The sequence below is a fragment of the Capnocytophaga sp. oral taxon 329 str. F0087 genome (genome assembly GCF_000213295.2).
Taxonomy (GTDB): Bacteria; Bacteroidota; Bacteroidia; order Flavobacteriales; family Flavobacteriaceae; genus Capnocytophaga; species Capnocytophaga leadbetteri_A.
Window position 1 is genome coordinate 35,766 of sequence record NZ_KN389987.1, and the last position, 15,993, is coordinate 51,758.

The following is a 15,993-nucleotide window of genomic DNA, read 5'->3' on the forward strand; positions in this document are numbered from 1 at the left end:
GTGCCGAGTTCACCTTGTGTTAGGTCTATAATACCTACTGTTTTGCCTAAGCTAATTTCCTTAGCAATAGTACCTCCTGCTCCTAATTCCACATCATCAGGATGCGCCCCAAAAGCTAATATATCTAATTTCATATTATTACTTGTTAATTGTTTTTTGTATTTCTTCGGCTATTTTGTCTAACATCTCATATCTATTACGATAGAGTGAACGTTTGCTTGATTTAATTTCTTCTATTGATTTGCGTGGCATTTCAATGGGTAATTTAAACCATCCTTCTTTATCTGGGGTTCCATCAGCTTCTTTCCATAAAGTATCGTAACTAAAACTGAGTTTGTGCAACCATTCTATATGGATAAAATGTTTTTTGTTATGTGCCTGAATTTTACTACCTACACCGTATAAAGTAGTGCACCCTAATTGCCTACTGAGTTCTTGAATAATAAATATCATCAAGGCTTTAGGACGAAGAGCATACATTTGTTTTTGTAGCTCTTTAATTGCATTTTCAGATTCGGTATTTTTATTGCCCTGCACACAACCTATACGGCATACCCAGTCTTCATTTTCTTTATCAATCAGAAACGAAGCTTCACAGATAGCCTCTTGATAACTATCACAATGTAGCGAGACCACTAATTCTCCTTCCTTGCGATAACGGTTGTTATATCCCAAGTAGATTTGACCTTTTTCGTCATTATATTTCATTGTGAACTCAGCTAATTTAACAGGAGTATCCGTTTCTAGCATACGTTTCAGCAGAGGTCGTTGTTTCATAAAAGCATAACAACTCAGTAAGGCATTCATTCGTTGCTGCTTTTTCCATCTTGTAGACATATACACCCTAAAAGGTTTAAAATAGATACGTGGTCGATGCGAAAGCACCCATTTATACTCTTCCGATTGTATCAAGCTAAACCATTTTTTAGCAAAAGGAATATCTAATAAGAGGTGAAAATATATCTTATTAAGCTGTTTCTTTTGGTATTTAACGGTTTCATTAGCAAAGCCACATTCTGTAAGCTTCTTAGCCCTGCAAAATAATTCTTTTATCGTCATTGGTTAGTAAGCATTTTCCTTATCAGTTAGTAATCATCTCTTTATACAATCCTGTTTTCCACCCTTGCTGCTTTATAAAAGTGAGCAGACTATCAAAGCGTGCTATCATCTTTTCTCCTGAATTGCGCATCACATAAGCAGGAAAGTTAAACTCTTTTTGGTGCAAATCTGTAAATTCCCAAGGATGAAAATAGAGTGCCGCATAGCCTATACTTTTCACACTCCTCTTCAATAAAAACCTATATAGCCAAAGAGGTAGATTGTGAAAGGAGAGCCAAAAGAGCGGAAACCTAAACCAACTTACCGCTGCGGGTATCTGCCATAAACCATTTTCGTTAAAAAAACGCTTTGGCACGTGTAGTTTATTATATCTACCAGGTAAAAAAGTAGGATTAACCGATGAATTATATCTATAACCTGCCTTTTTCACTTCTTCAGCACTCACTTCAAGCATTCGGGGCATACGAAGTCCTTCTACAGTAACCCCAAACTGCTGTTCTAACGCCTCTTTTGAACGTTTTAGGTGCTCATTCTCAAAGTCGGAATGGTAGTAAGTATGCGATGCCAACTCGTGTCCCTCTTCTATCAACCTATTGATAAGGTCTGGCACTTGCTGTGCAAATACTACTGTCGAAAAGAAAGTAGCGCGCATTTGGTGCTTTTTGAGTAAATCTAATATAGCAGTAAGCCCCTTGCGCGAAATGGCTATTTGTCGCTCGAAAGCAATGTCGTAGCCGTATTCTTTGGGCATATCAAACTCTTCTATGTCGAAACTTAGGTAAATCATTTTTATAGTTATTAGTTTCCTCTGTAAGTAGAATAACCATACGGAGATAATGTAATCGGAATGTGATAATGTTGATTATCTTTTATCTCAAAAACTACTTCTATAAAGGGATAAAATGTTTTTTGTTTCAACTTTTCAAAATAAGGAGTGATATAAAAAGTGAGTTTATAAACCCCATTATTATTTTTATTAGATTCTTCTTTCAAAAAATCTTTAATTCTTCCATTGTTATCTGTGTATTTCTCATCTATCAATACCCAGTTTTGATTTTCATCTTGCTTAGATAGAGCTATCTTTACATTTGGAGCAGGTTTACCTTGTGAAATATCTAAAATATGACTTGATAATTGATATTTCTCTTGTGCTTGGATAAATGCGCTAAAAAATATTAGCAATATTAGAATCGGATTTCTCATTTTTATGTGTTTTTATTTACAATTTTTCTTCTTGAATGATATAAGCAGGACGTGCTTTGGTTTGCTTGAATATTTTTCCTATATAAATACCTATAATCCCCAAAATGATAAGCTGTAGCCCACCAAAAAAGACAATCGTCATTATTAGTGATGCCCAACCTGATATCTCAGTACCACTGACAAAAGCATATATCACATAGGGTATGTAGAACACCGATAAAGCCGAAAAAGCAAAACCTAAAAACACCGCAAAGTATAAGGGTTTCACGCTAAATGAGGTTACTCCCGTTGTAGCCAAGTGTAGCATCTTCTTTATTGTATATTTGCTTTCTCCAGCAAATCGTGCTTGTGCTGTGTAAGGTATATAGCACTGCTTAAAGCCTACCCAAGGCACTATCCCTCGCAAGAAAGGTTCGTTTTCATTCATCTCTCTGATTACCTTTACTACCTCTTGGTCTAACAACCTAAAATCAGCTGAACCTTCTTTTATTTCGATATCCGAAAGCATATTCAGCAACTTGTAAAAGTGATGCGAACTCTTCCGCTTCTTCTTAGGGGTATCAGGAGGATAAGTACGAAGCGTAGCCACCACTTGGTTGCCCTCTTCCCAACGCTTCACAAGCTCTGGAATAAGAGCAGGAGGGTGCTGCTGGTCGCAGTCCATTGAGATAACAGCATCAGCAAACGAGTGGTCTAACCCCGCCTTTACCGCCAATTGATGACCAAAGTTACGCGAAAATGATAAGTATTTCACTCTTTTGTCCTCTTCTGACAGCTTTTTGAGTACTACGAGCGAATCATCACTGCTACCATCATTTACAAAAAGTAGCGTATAGCTATACGCTGGCAGCTTTTCAGCAAAAACTCCCTTAATAGCCTCGTATAGCGGACGTATATTTTCACTTTCGTTGTAGCAAGGCACTACAATTTCTATTGTTTTCATCATTTTTAAATTCTAAAAAGCACATCTCATACACTATTGCCAACCATATAAGTGCTGGAGGCACTGCCCGCAGCGAATATCTGATAATATAAGGCTCTTTCAAAGGCTTAAATATATCTGTAGGCGACAAAGATGCTAAAATAGCTAATACTAATAAAACAATTTTTAACTTAATAGGCAGCTTACTAACTACAAACCACACTCCAATCCCCACATAAGCAATAACATAAGTACTATTTTCAGTACCTGTGCTAAACAAACACAAGAAAATACTTACTGAAGCTAATAACAGCAGTCTAAAATCCGTATTTTTATACTGTTGAATACGCAAATATGGCAGAGCAAACAGCCCTAAAGCGACTGCCAATATTACTAAATTATTATCGTAGATGCCGGTGCGCTGCAAAAAGCCTAAAAGAGAAAGGTTTTGCAGGTTGTAAGAGGTGGTATTTAGGTTAGAGACGTTTTTTTCGGCTAACGAAACGTACCACTCATAATACTGCGAAACTATATAATCTGGTGATGAATAGAGCATCGGCAAGCAGAAAAGTAGCACTAACCAAGCTATCCCCGACGCTATAAAACGCCATTTATCTTTAGCAAAAAAGAAAAATGCCAATCCTACTACCCCATATAACTTAGTGAGTAGCCCTATTACTATAAATAAGGTTGCCCAATGGCTCTTCCCGCGCTGTATAAACACAAAAGCTCCTACTAAAAGAGCAATAATGCTTATATTGAACTGCTGCATTGCTGCTGCTGTATACATATCGTGTGCCGCGATGAGCAGCACCCCTATAATAGCTGACTTAGGCAGAGGCAATTGCCTGATAGCCCAATACAAGAAAGCTGCATTTGCCATTATCCAAAAACTACAACCCACCCATTTGGGCAATATAGCAAAAGGAGCTATAATAAGGCTAAAGAAAGGACCGTAATGGTTAGTATCAAAATATTCTTCAGGATAAGCTACATACAAAGGTAATTGCTTAAGTGTATGCCAAAATACACCATCAAAAATGAGATAGTTGTTAAACTGCCCTCTTATAAACACATTCTGCACTATCGTAGCCAATGCTAAGCCAAACCATAATACGCTTACAAAACGATAATCAGCAACAATTTTCTTCAGCATCACCTTTCCTTTTTTACTTTTCAATCCATTGTATTACCTCTTCACTCGATGGCAAAGTACGCGGAGCGATAACCTTTTCAAGTCGCCCATCTTTGCCTATAAGATACTTTTGAAAGTTCCATTGCACTTTCGAGTCTTCTACCCCATTCTTTTCTTTCTGAGTGAGGAACTGATACAAAGGGTGCATCTCTTTGCCTTTTACTGATATTTTGCTCATCATCGGAAAGCTCACCCCATAGTTAATACTGCAGAAAGACGCTATCTGCTCATCGCTACCAGGCTCTTGACCCAAAAAATTGTTAGCAGGAAAACCAATAATAACAAAATCCTTGTCTTTATATCGCTCATAGAGAGCTTCCAGCTCTTTGTATTGGGGAGTAAGACCGCATTTCGAAGCAGTATTTACTATCATTACTTTTTTGCCTTTTAGAGTAGATAAATCAAAAGGCTTACCGCTAATATCAGTTACAGTAAACTGATAAATAGTCTGATTGTCAGAAGGTTTCTGAGCTTGTGTAGTTGCTATAGTCATAACTAATAAGATAAAAGTGAAAAAGAGTTGTTTCATAAATGATTTATTAATTTGAGGCAAAGTTACGCAAAATGATTGAACTTTCAATGAAAAAGATTATATTTGCCAAAAAAATAATCACTATGTTTTCAGAAAAAGCCTTTAAAATATTCGAAGAAAGCATCGCACAGTATCACATAGCTGACGATGTGTACCAACCTTTTACCAATCCTTATCCGTCTACCGACTTGCTAAACCACTTGCTTTATCGCAAAAATTGGATTGACACCGTGCAATGGCATTACGAGGATATCATTCGCGACCCGCACATCGACCCAGTAGCGGCTCTCGACCTCAAACGCAAGATTGATGCCTCTAATCAAGACCGCACCGATATGGTGGAGTATATCGACAGTTATTTCTTAGATTTTTACAAGGAAGTAAAACCACTACCTGAAGCCACTATCAACACCGAGAGTCCTGCGTGGGCAGTAGATAGGCTTTCGATTTTAGCGCTCAAAATTTATCATATGCAAGAAGAGGTAAACCGCCCCGATGCCACCCCAGAGCATCGCGCTAAATGCCAAGAGAAACTAAATGTACTGCTCGAACAGAAAAAAGACCTTTCAACGGCTCTCAACCAGCTTTTAGACGATATTGCCGCAGGGCGCAAGTATATGAAAGTCTATAAACAAATGAAGATGTACAATGACGAGGAGTTAAACCCCATACTTAGAGGAAGTAAATAAGAGATAATAAAAACTGCCCCAACTATTCTGGGGCAGTTTTTTATTACTACATTGCCAAATCGGCAAATTGTCAAATCGACAAATTATCTAATGCTTGCTTTTAAGTACTCACGGTTGAGGCGTGCTATATTTTCAAGCGAAATACCTTTAGGGCATTCTACTTCGCAGGCACCAGTATTGGTACAGTTACCAAAACCTTCGTGTTCCATCTGGTTCACCATATTCAGTACGCGTTCAGTAGCCTCTACACGACCTTGAGGAAGGAGAGCAAATTGCGATACTTTAGCAGCCACAAACAGCATAGCCGAAGAGTTTTTACAAGTAGCCACACAAGCACCACAACCTATACAAGCTGCAGCGTCCATAGAGCGGTCAGCATCGCGTTTAGGGATTGGAATAGCGTTAGCATCTTGCGTATTACCCGAAGTATTTACAGAGATATATCCTCCTGCTTGTTGAATACGTTCAAAAGCAGTTCTATCTACCATCAAGTCTTTAATAACAGGGAAAGCAGTAGCGCGCCAAGGTTCGATAGTGATAGTATCACCATCTTTAAACATACGCATATGCAACTGACAAGTAGTTACCCCACGGTCAGGTCCGTGGGCTTCACCGTTGATGAAGAGAGAGCACATACCACAGATACCTTCGCGGCAATCGTGGTCAAAAGCCACAGGTTCTTCACCTTGTTCGATGAGTTGCTCATTGAGTACATCCAACATTTCCAAAAAAGACATATGGTCTGAAATGTTGGTTACTTTATAATCTACCATACGACCTTTCTCTTGCGAGTTTTTTTGTCGCCACACTTTTAGTGTTAGGTTCATTGTTGCCATATCTTTCTATTTATAACTACGTTGTTTTAGTTCAATATCTTTAAATACAAGAGGTTCTTTATGCATAATCTCCTCACTTGGGTTGTAAGTATTCACTACCTCTTTAGGGTTACCAGTATACTGCCAAGCGGCTACATAAGCATAGTTTACGTCATCACGAAGAGCTTCCCCATCAGGTGTTTGATACTCTTCACGGAAGTGACCTCCACAAGACTCGTTACGCTCTAAAGCGTCTTTAGCAAATAGCTCACCAAGTTCAAGGAAGTCAGCCACACGTCCTGCTTTTTCAAGCTCTACGTTCATACCGGTTAGCTCTCCTGGTACTTTTACATTCTTCCAGAAGTCTTCGCGTATTTCGCGTATTTCTTTGATAGCCTCTTTCAAGCCCTCAGCATTACGCGCCATACCTACTTTATCCCACATCACTTTACCAAGTTTTTTGTGGAAGTAGTCTACAGAGTGCGTACCTTTATTGTTGATGAAGTAAGCCAAACGCTCTTTTACTATGCGCTCTGCCTCATCAAACTCAGGAGTATCAGTAGGTATTTTACCAGTACGAATATCAGCAGCCAAGTAGTCACCAATAGTATAAGGCAATACAAAGTAACCATCAGCCAAACCTTGCATCAAAGCAGAAGCCCCTAAACGGTTAGCGCCGTGGTCTGAGAAGTTAGCCTCACCGATAGCATAACAACCAGGGATAGTAGTCATCAAGTTGTAATCTACCCAAATACCTCCCATAGTGTAGTGGGTTGCAGGGTAAATCATCATTGGCGTTTTATATGGGTTTTCAGCTACGATTTTTTCGTACATTTGGAAAAGGTTACCATACTTAGCCTCTACTATCTTCTCACCGCGTTTGATAATTTCCTCTTTGCTAGGGTTTTCTACACCGTGAATTTTACATTGTTCTTTACCATAACGCTCAATAGCCGAAGCAAAGTCAAGGTATACTGCCTCACCAGTTTCATTTACCCCATAGCCCGCATCGCAACGCTCTTTAGCAGCACGCGAAGCCACGTCACGAGGCACAAGGTTACCAAACGCAGGATAACGACGCTCTAAGTAGTAGTCGCGGTCTGCTTCAGGTATATCAGTAGGTTTTTTGCGTTTTTCGCGTATCGCTACTGCATCTTCCATTTTCTTAGGCACCCAAATACGTCCGTCATTACGTAGTGACTCCGACATCAATGTCAATTTAGACTGATAGTCACCTGAACGAGGAATACAAGTAGGGTGAATTTGAGTAAAGCAAGGGTTTGCAAAGTAAGCCCCTTTCTTGTGTATTTTCCAAGCAGCAGTTGCGTTAGAACCCATTGCATTGGTCGAAAGGAAGTACACGTTACCATAACCACCAGAGGCGATAACCACTGCGTGAGCTGAGTGACGCTCAATCTCACCTGTTACCAAGTTACGAGCAATGATACCACGCGCTTTGCCGTCTACTATTACCACATCTAGCATTTCGTGGCGGTTGTACATATCAATCTTACCACGAGCAATTTGGCGGTTCATAGCCGAATAGCAACCAAGCAAAAGCTGTTGTCCTGTCTGACCTTTAGCGTAGAAAGTACGCGATACCAACACCCCACCAAAAGAGCGGTTATCAAGTAGCCCGCCGTAGTCACGTGCAAAAGGCACCCCTTGAGCCACACACTGGTCAATGATGTTGCCAGATACTTCAGCAAGGCGATACACGTTAGCCTCACGAGCGCGGTAGTCACCACCTTTCACTGTATCGTAAAACAAGCGATAGTTCGAGTCGCCATCACCCATATAGTTTTTAGCGGCGTTGATACCCCCCTGAGCAGCGATAGAGTGCGCACGGCGTGGAGAATCTTGATAAGCAAACGCTTTTACGTTATAACCCAATTCAGCGAGGGTAGCAGCTGCCGAACCTCCAGCCAAACCAGTACCTACCACTATCACATCTATATTACGCTTATTAGCGGGGTTCACTAGGTTGATATGGTCTTTATATTTCGTCCATTTGTCCGCTATAGGACCTTCAGGAATTTTAGAATCTAATGTACTCATAAAATTAAGCTGTTAAAAATTTAATGTAATGGAAGAGAGCTATAAAAATAAAGCCCCCACAGATAATGTAAGAATACCAATTACCTACTTGGCTAATCAGTTTTTTGCGCGCATTGTCCTTCCAACCCATTGATTGAAAAGCTGACTGAAAGCCGTGTAGCAAGTGTAAGCACAAAAATACAAAGCAAAGCACATACATACCCACACGTAAAGGTTCGTGAAATTTCTCTATTAACTCGTGATAGTAACGTGTAGGGTTGGGCTCGTTGAACTGTATGTATTTGTAGTTCATTTCGCCTACCCAAAAATCCCATAAGTGAAGACCTAAAAACAGAAGAATCATCACTCCAGTAATAATCATATTGCGCGACATCCAAGAAGAGTTAGCTCCCCCGTTGTAGGCGTAATACTTTTCGCTACCGCGAGCCCTTTTGTTTTGTATTTCGAGCACAAATCCCATCACAAAGTGGAAAATAACCCCAGCGAGTAGTACCGGCTGCATAGCAAATTGTATCAGCGGATTGGTACCCATAAAGTGGGATAGCTCGTTAAAAGTATTCTCACTAATCACTGAGGTAAGGTTTACCGCCAAGTGTATGATTAGAAAGAGAATGAGAAAGAGTGCCGAGAGCGCCATCGCCACCTTTCGTGCCACAGATGTTTTAAATAATCCTGCCATTCGTTTTATAGTTTTTAATAATATATTACGTTAAAAATTCGCTACAAAAGTACAGCTATTTACAATTATATGCAACAAAAAAAGCTACTTCTTATGTAATTTATACTCTGTTTAAAAAAGAAGAATGTATTAACAGTTGAATGTTAGGCATTAAGAAAAATTTAAGACTTTTCTCTCCTTCCTCTCTCTCCGAACAATGTGTATACGATGAGTATAGGATGAGCGAACAATAACCCTTCAAAACTTGCACAATCTCCAAAAAAACATTACTTTTGCCCCAATTTTGGAACGGAAATTGCTAACTATCAAAAAGGTAACAACAAAATCATTAAAAACACTACAGAAAATGAAAAGAATTTTATTAATACTAATCGCCCTTATTACAGGCGGATTACAAGCTCAAAATCAAGTAGATAAGGCTAAAAAACTCCTCGATGAGGTATATGCTAAAATGTCGGCTTATAATAACATCTACATCGATTTTAAGTACAATCTTGATAATTTAGTTGAGAATATCAATCAGGAAACCAAAGGGAATGTCACTATCGCCAAAGATAAGTACGTACTCAATTATCTTGGGGCTACTAAAATGTATGACGGAAACAAGACTTATACCGTAGTACCTGAAAACGAAGAAGTTACTATCGAAAAAAACGCTACTGACGACAGTGCCATTACCCCCTCTAAAATGCTTACCTTCTACAAAAAAGGTTATAAGTACAAATGGGATATACAGCAAAACGTACGTGGTCGAAAAATACAATATGTAGAACTTAAGCCTCAAAAAGCTAATACTGAGGTGAAACAAATACTGCTTGGTATTGATATACAGACCAAACACATCTATAATCTTATCGAAATAGGCAAAAATGGTACAAGAACCACCATTACAGTCAATACTTTCAAGACTAACCAGCCTCTTTCTGACAATATTTTCAAATTCGACCGCGAAAAATACAAAAAAGACGGCTATACTATCTCTGAACTCTAATGTTTACCCACGCAAATGAAAATATTAGACCGCTATATACTCACGCAGTTTCTCACTAACTTTCTGGGGGCGCTCTCCATTCTCGTTCTCATATTCGTATTTCACACCATTTTCACTTACATCGATGAGTTAGCAGGACGTGGATTAGAGTTGTGGATTATCGGTAAATTCCTCATTTACTTCATTCCACAGCTTATACCTATTATTATGCCCTTGGCGGTGGTTATCTCGTCTATTATGACCTTTGGTGCTTTTGCCGAAAACTACGAGTTTGCCGCGATGAAAGCCTCTGGCATCTCACTAATGCGTGTGATGCTTCCACTGATTGTCCTAATGGCACTGCTGAGTATAGGCACTTTTTTCTTAGCAAACAATGTGATACCAGTTGCCTATCGCGAAGTATATACGCTTAGGTCTAATATAGCTAAGGTGAAGCCAGCAATGGCTATTTCAGAAGGCGTATTTTCTAACATAGGTGAAGATATAAGTATCAAAGTAGCTAAGAAGAGCGGAGATAACGATCAGTTTCTACATAATGTCCTCATCCATAAGAAAACCCCTGACAGAGTGAATCGTACGGTTATTTTTGCCAAAAAAGGGGAACTTAAAACTGCTAAAACTAACAGCAACTTCTTACAGCTTATTTTAGAAGACGGTACTTATTACGAAGATATTAAGACGAATAGCTACGAAGCCCAAGAGCGATTGCCTTTTGCAAAGGTACATTTTCAGAAGTACATCATCAACCTCGACCTTTCGCACCTGAATAATGTAGATTTCAACGAGAAAACCGATGCTACTACCTACAGAATGATGAATGTCGGTCAGTTAGGCTATGCCATCGACTCTCTCCGCACTGATTTCAAACAAAACATCACCGATTATGGCAACAATATGTTTCGCCGTACAGGTTTTTATATAGCGCCATCATCTGCTGAAGAGACAAAGACTACCCAACCTAAGACGAAAACACAAGAGGTCACTTCTATTTCGCAGTTGCTTAATGCTTTTCCTAACGACAAGAAGCTAATGCTTCTCGAAATGGCGATGAACAATAACCAAACACAACTCGACAATGTAGAGTACCGCCAAAACGATTTAGAATACCGCTACAAACTGATGAACCTGCACATACTAAACCTAAGTGATAAGTTTGCCCTTACGGTAGCTTGTTTTGTACTTTTCTTTGTAGCGGCACCATTAGGAGCTTTCATACGCAAGGGGGGTATTGGCTTACCTTTAGTTGTAGCGATGATAGTATTTTTGGCCTATTATTTTATAGGAATGTTTATGAAGAATATAGCCGAAAACAACACTATCAATCCTGCTTTAGCCCCTTGGATACCTGCCCTGATACTTTTACCTTTCGGGGTATATCTAACCACTCGGGTTACTACCGACAAAGAGGTATTCCACTTTCCATTTACCAATAAAATATTACGGTTCGTAGAAGACAAAATAAAACAACTAAAAAGTAAAAAGACAGCCTAAAAAGCTGTCTTTTTTACTTTGTAGTTGTTCCTATTATTTTATATCATTTTAGCCTCTTGGTTAAAAGAGAAACCGTTAAGTAGGTCAGTTGTTTTCATTCTCTTCTTAGCAGGCAATTGTAGTTCCAGTAATTCAATAAAGCCGTCTTTCACAGCTACAAGCAGCTGTTTTTTCTCTACAATTACTTTCCCTATAGCTTCATTATGAACAGCAGGTTTGTATAGTGCATCATATATTTTGATAGCAATAGTTTCTCCTTGTTGCTGCAGATTTCCCCACGCAGTAGGATACGGACTCATACCGCGTATCAATCGTTCAATAGCGATACCCTCTGCTTGCCAATTTACTAAGCAAGTCTCCTTATATATCTTAGGAGCCTCAGCGTAGGTTACCTCTTTATTTTGAGCTTGTATGCTATAAGTGCCTGCTACTATACTATCTACTGTTTGGAGTACGAGGGCAGCTCCTTGCTCCATTAGTTTATCGTGGAGGCTACCTGCTGTTTCGTGTGCTTCGATAGGAGTAACGGCTTGTTGTATAATAGCCCCCGTATCGATTTTTTCATCAATAAAGAAAGTAGTAACACCCGTCTGCTTTTCACCATTAATAATAGCCCAATTAATAGGAGCAGCCCCACGATAATTAGGCAGTAATGAAGCGTGCAGATTAAAAGTTCCATACTTAGGCAAACGCCATACAACTTCTGGCAGCATTCTAAAAGCTACTACTATTTGCAGATCTGGCTTAAGTGCCCTCAACTGATTTAGAAAATCTTCATCTTTCAGTTTAACAGGTTGTAGGACCGGTATACCTTTACTTTCTGCGTATTGTTTTACGGGGGAAGCATGCAATTTCTGTCCGCGCCCTGCTGGCTTATCGGCTACAGTCACTACCCCCACCACATTATAGTTATTTTCTACTAAACTTTTAAGGGATGCCAATGCAAAATCGGGCGTTCCCATAAATACAATTCTCATCGTTATTAATCTTATTTCGGCAAAGATACTAAATATCCTACTATCAGCAATAAAAAAACTTTGCTAAAGTAAAACCTTAGCAAAGTCTTATATAGTAACTTGTGATTATACATTATAATTTATAGGTAATACCAGCTTTAAACTCACCTCCTGTTAAGCCTATAGCACCAAGAACTACTTCTGCATTCACACCGAATTTATTATTAAAAAAGTATCGTGCTCCTGTTTGTAAGTTACAACCTGGTTGAGAATAGCTCGTTCCTACATAGTCACTTGAACTTGAAGCTACAAAATAACCTAAACTCAAACCTGCATATACACCTACTTGAGAAGGTAATTCAAATAAACGGTTGAAGTGATAGTTCCCATTAGCAAAGACACCAAAAATAGAATGATTAAAATAAGTAGTACTATAAGAACGGAATGAAAGCTCACCTCCTACGGTAATGTCATCAGCGATACCATAGTCAGCTCCTACCGTTATAGGTACTCCCCAACCTGAAAAACCTAATTTAGCGTTTAATTGCAACGCACCTTTGTCTAATGTAGCTTGTGCTGAAGCAGTTGCTACAGTAAGAAGCAATCCTGCTAGAAGTAAAATTTTCTTCATTTTTTATATTTATTATATCATTAATTTGGGCAAAGGTAATACTAAAAAAAATAACAAGCAAAAAAAGAGACACATATTTGATATGTATCTCTTTTTTTCGTTTAACTTAAGTCTTTTATTTTTGTTTCAAAGGCGAACCTTCGTGCACGATATAATTGAGTTTCAAGGCATTGATGTCTTGCAATTTCTCACGTATATCACTTACAAGCCCCATATTAGTATCACCATCTACTTTTAGAGCTGTGATAAACACATCGCGTAGTCCTTCACGCAAACCTTCTCTATAGTTAAGAATGTAATGGCTTACTTCAGATACGTCAATAAATTTATCATTTACTTGTATTTTTGCATTAGCACCAAATTTAGACTGATATTTAGGCAGTGGTTTACCAGCGTATATATATACCACTGGGTCTTTTTTGTCTAACTTTTGTACTTGGTCTGCTACAGGCAGCTTGTTCTGTACCATCAAATCACTATCTTTTGATTCTGTTACTGTCATAAAGAAAAACAAAAGCATAAAGATGATGTCAGGTAAAGATGCTGTAGATACGGCGGGTACTTCACCACTTTTCTTTTTTGTAAATTTTGACATACTTCTATATTTTAGTGTTTCTTAGGTGCAGTTTCAAGCAATTTCCTTGGGAAAAGCTCCTGCAATTTTAATATTTTAGGTTCTAACGCTTCTTTACGCGCTTTAGAAGTACGAGCTGCGTTAAATTCCTCTTCTATTTGTTCGTATGGCACCTCGTTAGGGAACAAGCGCAAACGTTCACGCTCTCTCAACTCATTATAAGCTTTGATGAGCTCATTTTGCACCGCTATATACGTTTTATACGATGTTTCGCGGTCGTTGCGCAATGAGATAATTGCTTTATCAGGATTGTCTGATGATAGTGGATCTCTTTTCCCTTTACAGTGTGCACAAGTACCATCGCCATTATTATCCAAAAACTCAAGAGCTGTGGTTTTTACATCCTTAAGTTCCTTAATTTGGTTATTGATAAGCAACTGGTTATTCTTGTTCACTATCACTACCAATACGTTTTTCTCCTTTACTATTGGTGGTGGTGGTGCATCCGCTGGCTGTTTAGGAGGTAATTTTACAGTGATTCCTGAGTTGCTTTCAATAGTAGTTGTTACCAAGAAGAAAATCAAGAGCAGGAAGGCAATATCTGCCATTGAACCTGCATTTACCTCAGGTATTGAACGTCTTGCCATAATTTTTTATCTCATTAGTGCTTTTTTTACATTAGAGGCTACTAGAGCTGCAATAGCTCCTGCTACTAATATATACAAAGCGATTAAACCTGTGCTTGTCCATTTTCTTACTGAGTCACTCGCTTTTTTCACCTCTTCGCTTGCGTTAGCTTCTACATCTCCTGAAGAGAACACATAAGCTACAATAAGGATTAGTACAAAAGCTCCAGTATAGATAAGCGTTTTCTTAAGTGCTTTAGGCGAAGCTAAGATATTTTGTGCTGCCGAGAATATTACTGCTGCCAATGCAATGGCTAACAGTATGTAGGTAAGCACAAATAGAGCTTGCATAGTGCCATTGTTAGGGTCAGCTGAATTGTCTGAAAGTGAAAGTGCTATCCAGAGAATCACACCAATGACTCCTAAACCAAGTGCTGCATATTTAGCTATTTTATACATACTTCAAAGTTCTTTAAATGGGTGAGTGAAATTATTTTATTTTTCTTGCTACTAATAGGTCTATCAATGAGATAGAAGCATCTTCCATATCGTTTACGATAGCATCAATCTTAGCGATAATGTAGTTGTAGAACACCTGTAGTATCATCGCTACTATCAAACCAAATACGGTAGTAAGCAAGGCCACCTTAATATCACCAGCAATCAAAGAAGCATCAAGACCACCTGCTGTACTAATTTTGTCGAACGCTTCAATCATACCAATTACGGTACCCATAAACCCTAACATCGGTGCGATAGCAATAAAGAGCGAAATCCAAGACACGTTCTTTTCTAACTGACCCATTTGTACACCTCCGTAAGATACTACTGATTTTTCAACCATATCAATACCTTCTGATGAGCGGTCAAGACCTTGATAGAAAATAGAGGCAACAGGCCCTTTAGTATCGCGGCATACTTCTTTAGCTGCTTCTATACCTTTGCTGTCTAAGGCACTTTCTATATCGGCAATAAGTTTCTTAGAATTGGTAGTTGCCATATTGAGGTAGATAATCCTTTCGATAGCTACTGCCAAACCGATAATTAAGCAAAGAAGGATTGGTGCCATATACATTGGCCCCCCCTCGATGAAACGCTCTTTAAACACTTGGTGGAAGCCTTTAGACTGTTGTGCTACTTCTTCCACTTCTTGAGCACTAACCATTGCCACGTTTAAAATTAACATTGCTACAAGAAGTAGCTTAGATGACATTTTTTTCATTTGTTTGATTTTTTAAATTGTTAGTTAATAATTTAATGTTTAATAAATTTGTATTCTATCGAGAAGCAGAGAGGAAGGGATTCGAACCCTCGATACACTTTTGGCGCATATACACTTTCCAGGCGTACTCCTTCAACCACTCGGACACCTCTCTATTTCCGAATGCCAAAGTAACAAAATATTTTTTTATCCCACAAATTTTTTTCTTAATTTTTTACTAAATTTCACCTGCTAAACTCTCTTCAAACTTGATTTTGAACAAATTAGGAGAAATATTTTTCTTTAATAAAATCATTAATTTTGTTATGGCAGACTCGGTTGTAATGTCTTTTCCATCTATAATACCCATC

At 38.7% G+C, this 15,993-nt stretch carries 19 protein-coding genes and 1 tRNA gene; 3 read left to right on the top strand and 17 right to left on the bottom strand.

Translation table 11 applies throughout. The annotated features are described in order from the left end of the window. The 7 genes from HMPREF9074_RS01770 to HMPREF9074_RS01800 form a co-directional block, all read right to left on the bottom strand. A partial coding sequence (locus HMPREF9074_RS01770) for a PIG-L family deacetylase (RefSeq protein WP_034539518.1) occupies positions 1-134 on the bottom strand: 134 nt, incomplete at its 3' end. Between the two features lie 4 nt (positions 135-138). Then, positions 139-1,059, bottom strand: a complete 921-nt coding sequence (locus HMPREF9074_RS01775; protein WP_009388716.1) for a VirK/YbjX family protein — start codon at positions 1,057-1,059, stop codon at positions 139-141. A gap of 22 nt (positions 1,060-1,081) precedes the next feature. Beyond that, on the bottom strand, positions 1,082-1,846 hold the full coding sequence (locus HMPREF9074_RS01780; RefSeq protein WP_009388717.1) for a polysaccharide deacetylase family protein: 765 nt from the start codon (positions 1,844-1,846) through the stop codon (positions 1,082-1,084). An 11-nt stretch (positions 1,847-1,857) separates the two neighbouring features. Continuing rightward, positions 1,858-2,262, bottom strand: a complete 405-nt coding sequence (gene uraH, locus HMPREF9074_RS01785; protein WP_009388723.1) for a hydroxyisourate hydrolase — start codon at positions 2,260-2,262, stop codon at positions 1,858-1,860. 16 nt (positions 2,263-2,278) lie between these two features. Next, on the bottom strand, positions 2,279-3,205 hold the full coding sequence (locus tag HMPREF9074_RS01790) for a glycosyltransferase family 2 protein (protein WP_034539520.1): 927 nt from the start codon (positions 3,203-3,205) through the stop codon (positions 2,279-2,281). Further along, positions 3,162-4,340 (bottom strand): glycosyltransferase family 87 protein, encoded by a 1,179-nt coding sequence (locus tag HMPREF9074_RS01795; RefSeq protein ID WP_034539534.1) that lies wholly within the window; start codon positions 4,338-4,340, stop codon positions 3,162-3,164. Before HMPREF9074_RS01795 ends, HMPREF9074_RS01790 begins: the two co-directional genes overlap by 44 nt. Positions 4,341-4,353: 13 nt before the next feature. Then, on the bottom strand, positions 4,354-4,908 hold the full coding sequence (locus tag HMPREF9074_RS01800) for a glutathione peroxidase (RefSeq protein WP_009388728.1): 555 nt from the start codon (positions 4,906-4,908) through the stop codon (positions 4,354-4,356). A gap of 86 nt (positions 4,909-4,994) precedes the next feature. Here HMPREF9074_RS01800 and HMPREF9074_RS01805 point away from each other — a divergent pair, with 86 nt between their 5' ends. Then, complete coding sequence (locus HMPREF9074_RS01805; RefSeq protein ID WP_034539536.1) at positions 4,995-5,600, top strand: DUF4254 domain-containing protein; 606 nt, start codon at positions 4,995-4,997, stop codon at positions 5,598-5,600. Positions 5,601-5,683: 83 nt separating this feature from the next. Here the strand turns inward: HMPREF9074_RS01805 and HMPREF9074_RS01810 are convergent, their stop codons facing one another. Genes HMPREF9074_RS01810 through HMPREF9074_RS01820 form a run of 3 tightly spaced genes read right to left on the bottom strand, consistent with a single transcriptional unit; the run spans position 5,684 to position 9,152 of the window. Next, positions 5,684-6,436 carry a succinate dehydrogenase/fumarate reductase iron-sulfur subunit gene (locus HMPREF9074_RS01810; RefSeq protein ID WP_009388732.1) on the bottom strand — a complete coding sequence of 251 codons (753 nt, stop codon included), beginning with the start codon at positions 6,434-6,436 and terminating at the stop codon, positions 5,684-5,686. Between the two features lie 6 nt (positions 6,437-6,442). Then, the gene (locus tag HMPREF9074_RS01815; RefSeq protein WP_009388734.1) at positions 6,443-8,473 is read right to left on the bottom strand and encodes a fumarate reductase/succinate dehydrogenase flavoprotein subunit; all 2,031 of its coding nucleotides are present in this window, start codon (positions 8,471-8,473) and stop codon (positions 6,443-6,445) included. Positions 8,474-8,477: 4 nt separating this feature from the next. Beyond that, on the bottom strand, positions 8,478-9,152 hold the full coding sequence (locus HMPREF9074_RS01820) for a succinate dehydrogenase cytochrome b subunit (RefSeq protein ID WP_009388735.1): 675 nt from the start codon (positions 9,150-9,152) through the stop codon (positions 8,478-8,480). 346 nt (positions 9,153-9,498) lie between these two features. Between HMPREF9074_RS01820 and HMPREF9074_RS01825 the strand changes: the two genes are divergently transcribed. After that, positions 9,499-10,143, top strand: coding sequence for an outer membrane lipoprotein periplasmic chaperone LolA1 (locus tag HMPREF9074_RS01825; RefSeq protein WP_034539538.1), 645 nt, complete (start codon positions 9,499-9,501; stop codon positions 10,141-10,143). 15 nt (positions 10,144-10,158) lie between these two features. Then, entirely contained in the window at positions 10,159-11,634 is a 1,476-nt protein-coding gene (locus HMPREF9074_RS01830; RefSeq protein ID WP_009388737.1) for an LptF/LptG family permease, read from the top strand. A 38-nt stretch (positions 11,635-11,672) separates the two neighbouring features. Here the strand turns inward: HMPREF9074_RS01830 and fmt are convergent, their stop codons facing one another. From fmt to HMPREF9074_RS01865, 7 genes are all read right to left on the bottom strand, one after another. Continuing rightward, complete coding sequence (gene fmt / locus HMPREF9074_RS01835) at positions 11,673-12,611, bottom strand: methionyl-tRNA formyltransferase (RefSeq protein WP_009388738.1); 939 nt, start codon at positions 12,609-12,611, stop codon at positions 11,673-11,675. Positions 12,612-12,723: 112 nt separating this feature from the next. Next, on the bottom strand, positions 12,724-13,221 hold the full coding sequence (locus HMPREF9074_RS01840) for an outer membrane beta-barrel protein (RefSeq protein ID WP_009388739.1): 498 nt from the start codon (positions 13,219-13,221) through the stop codon (positions 12,724-12,726). A 115-nt stretch (positions 13,222-13,336) separates the two neighbouring features. After that, positions 13,337-13,816, bottom strand: a complete 480-nt coding sequence (locus HMPREF9074_RS01845; protein ID WP_009388740.1) for an ExbD/TolR family protein — start codon at positions 13,814-13,816, stop codon at positions 13,337-13,339. An 11-nt stretch (positions 13,817-13,827) separates the two neighbouring features. Further along, on the bottom strand, positions 13,828-14,442 hold the full coding sequence (locus HMPREF9074_RS01850) for an ExbD/TolR family protein (protein ID WP_009388741.1): 615 nt from the start codon (positions 14,440-14,442) through the stop codon (positions 13,828-13,830). A gap of 6 nt (positions 14,443-14,448) precedes the next feature. Continuing rightward, the gene (locus tag HMPREF9074_RS01855; RefSeq protein WP_009388742.1) at positions 14,449-14,880 is read right to left on the bottom strand and encodes a membrane protein; all 432 of its coding nucleotides are present in this window, start codon (positions 14,878-14,880) and stop codon (positions 14,449-14,451) included. A gap of 31 nt (positions 14,881-14,911) precedes the next feature. Further along, the gene (locus HMPREF9074_RS01860; protein ID WP_009388743.1) at positions 14,912-15,643 is read right to left on the bottom strand and encodes a MotA/TolQ/ExbB proton channel family protein; all 732 of its coding nucleotides are present in this window, start codon (positions 15,641-15,643) and stop codon (positions 14,912-14,914) included. A 66-nt stretch (positions 15,644-15,709) separates the two neighbouring features. Then, positions 15,710-15,797: transfer RNA gene (locus HMPREF9074_RS01865), tRNA-Ser, on the bottom strand. Positions 15,798-15,993 lie beyond the last annotated feature (196 nt).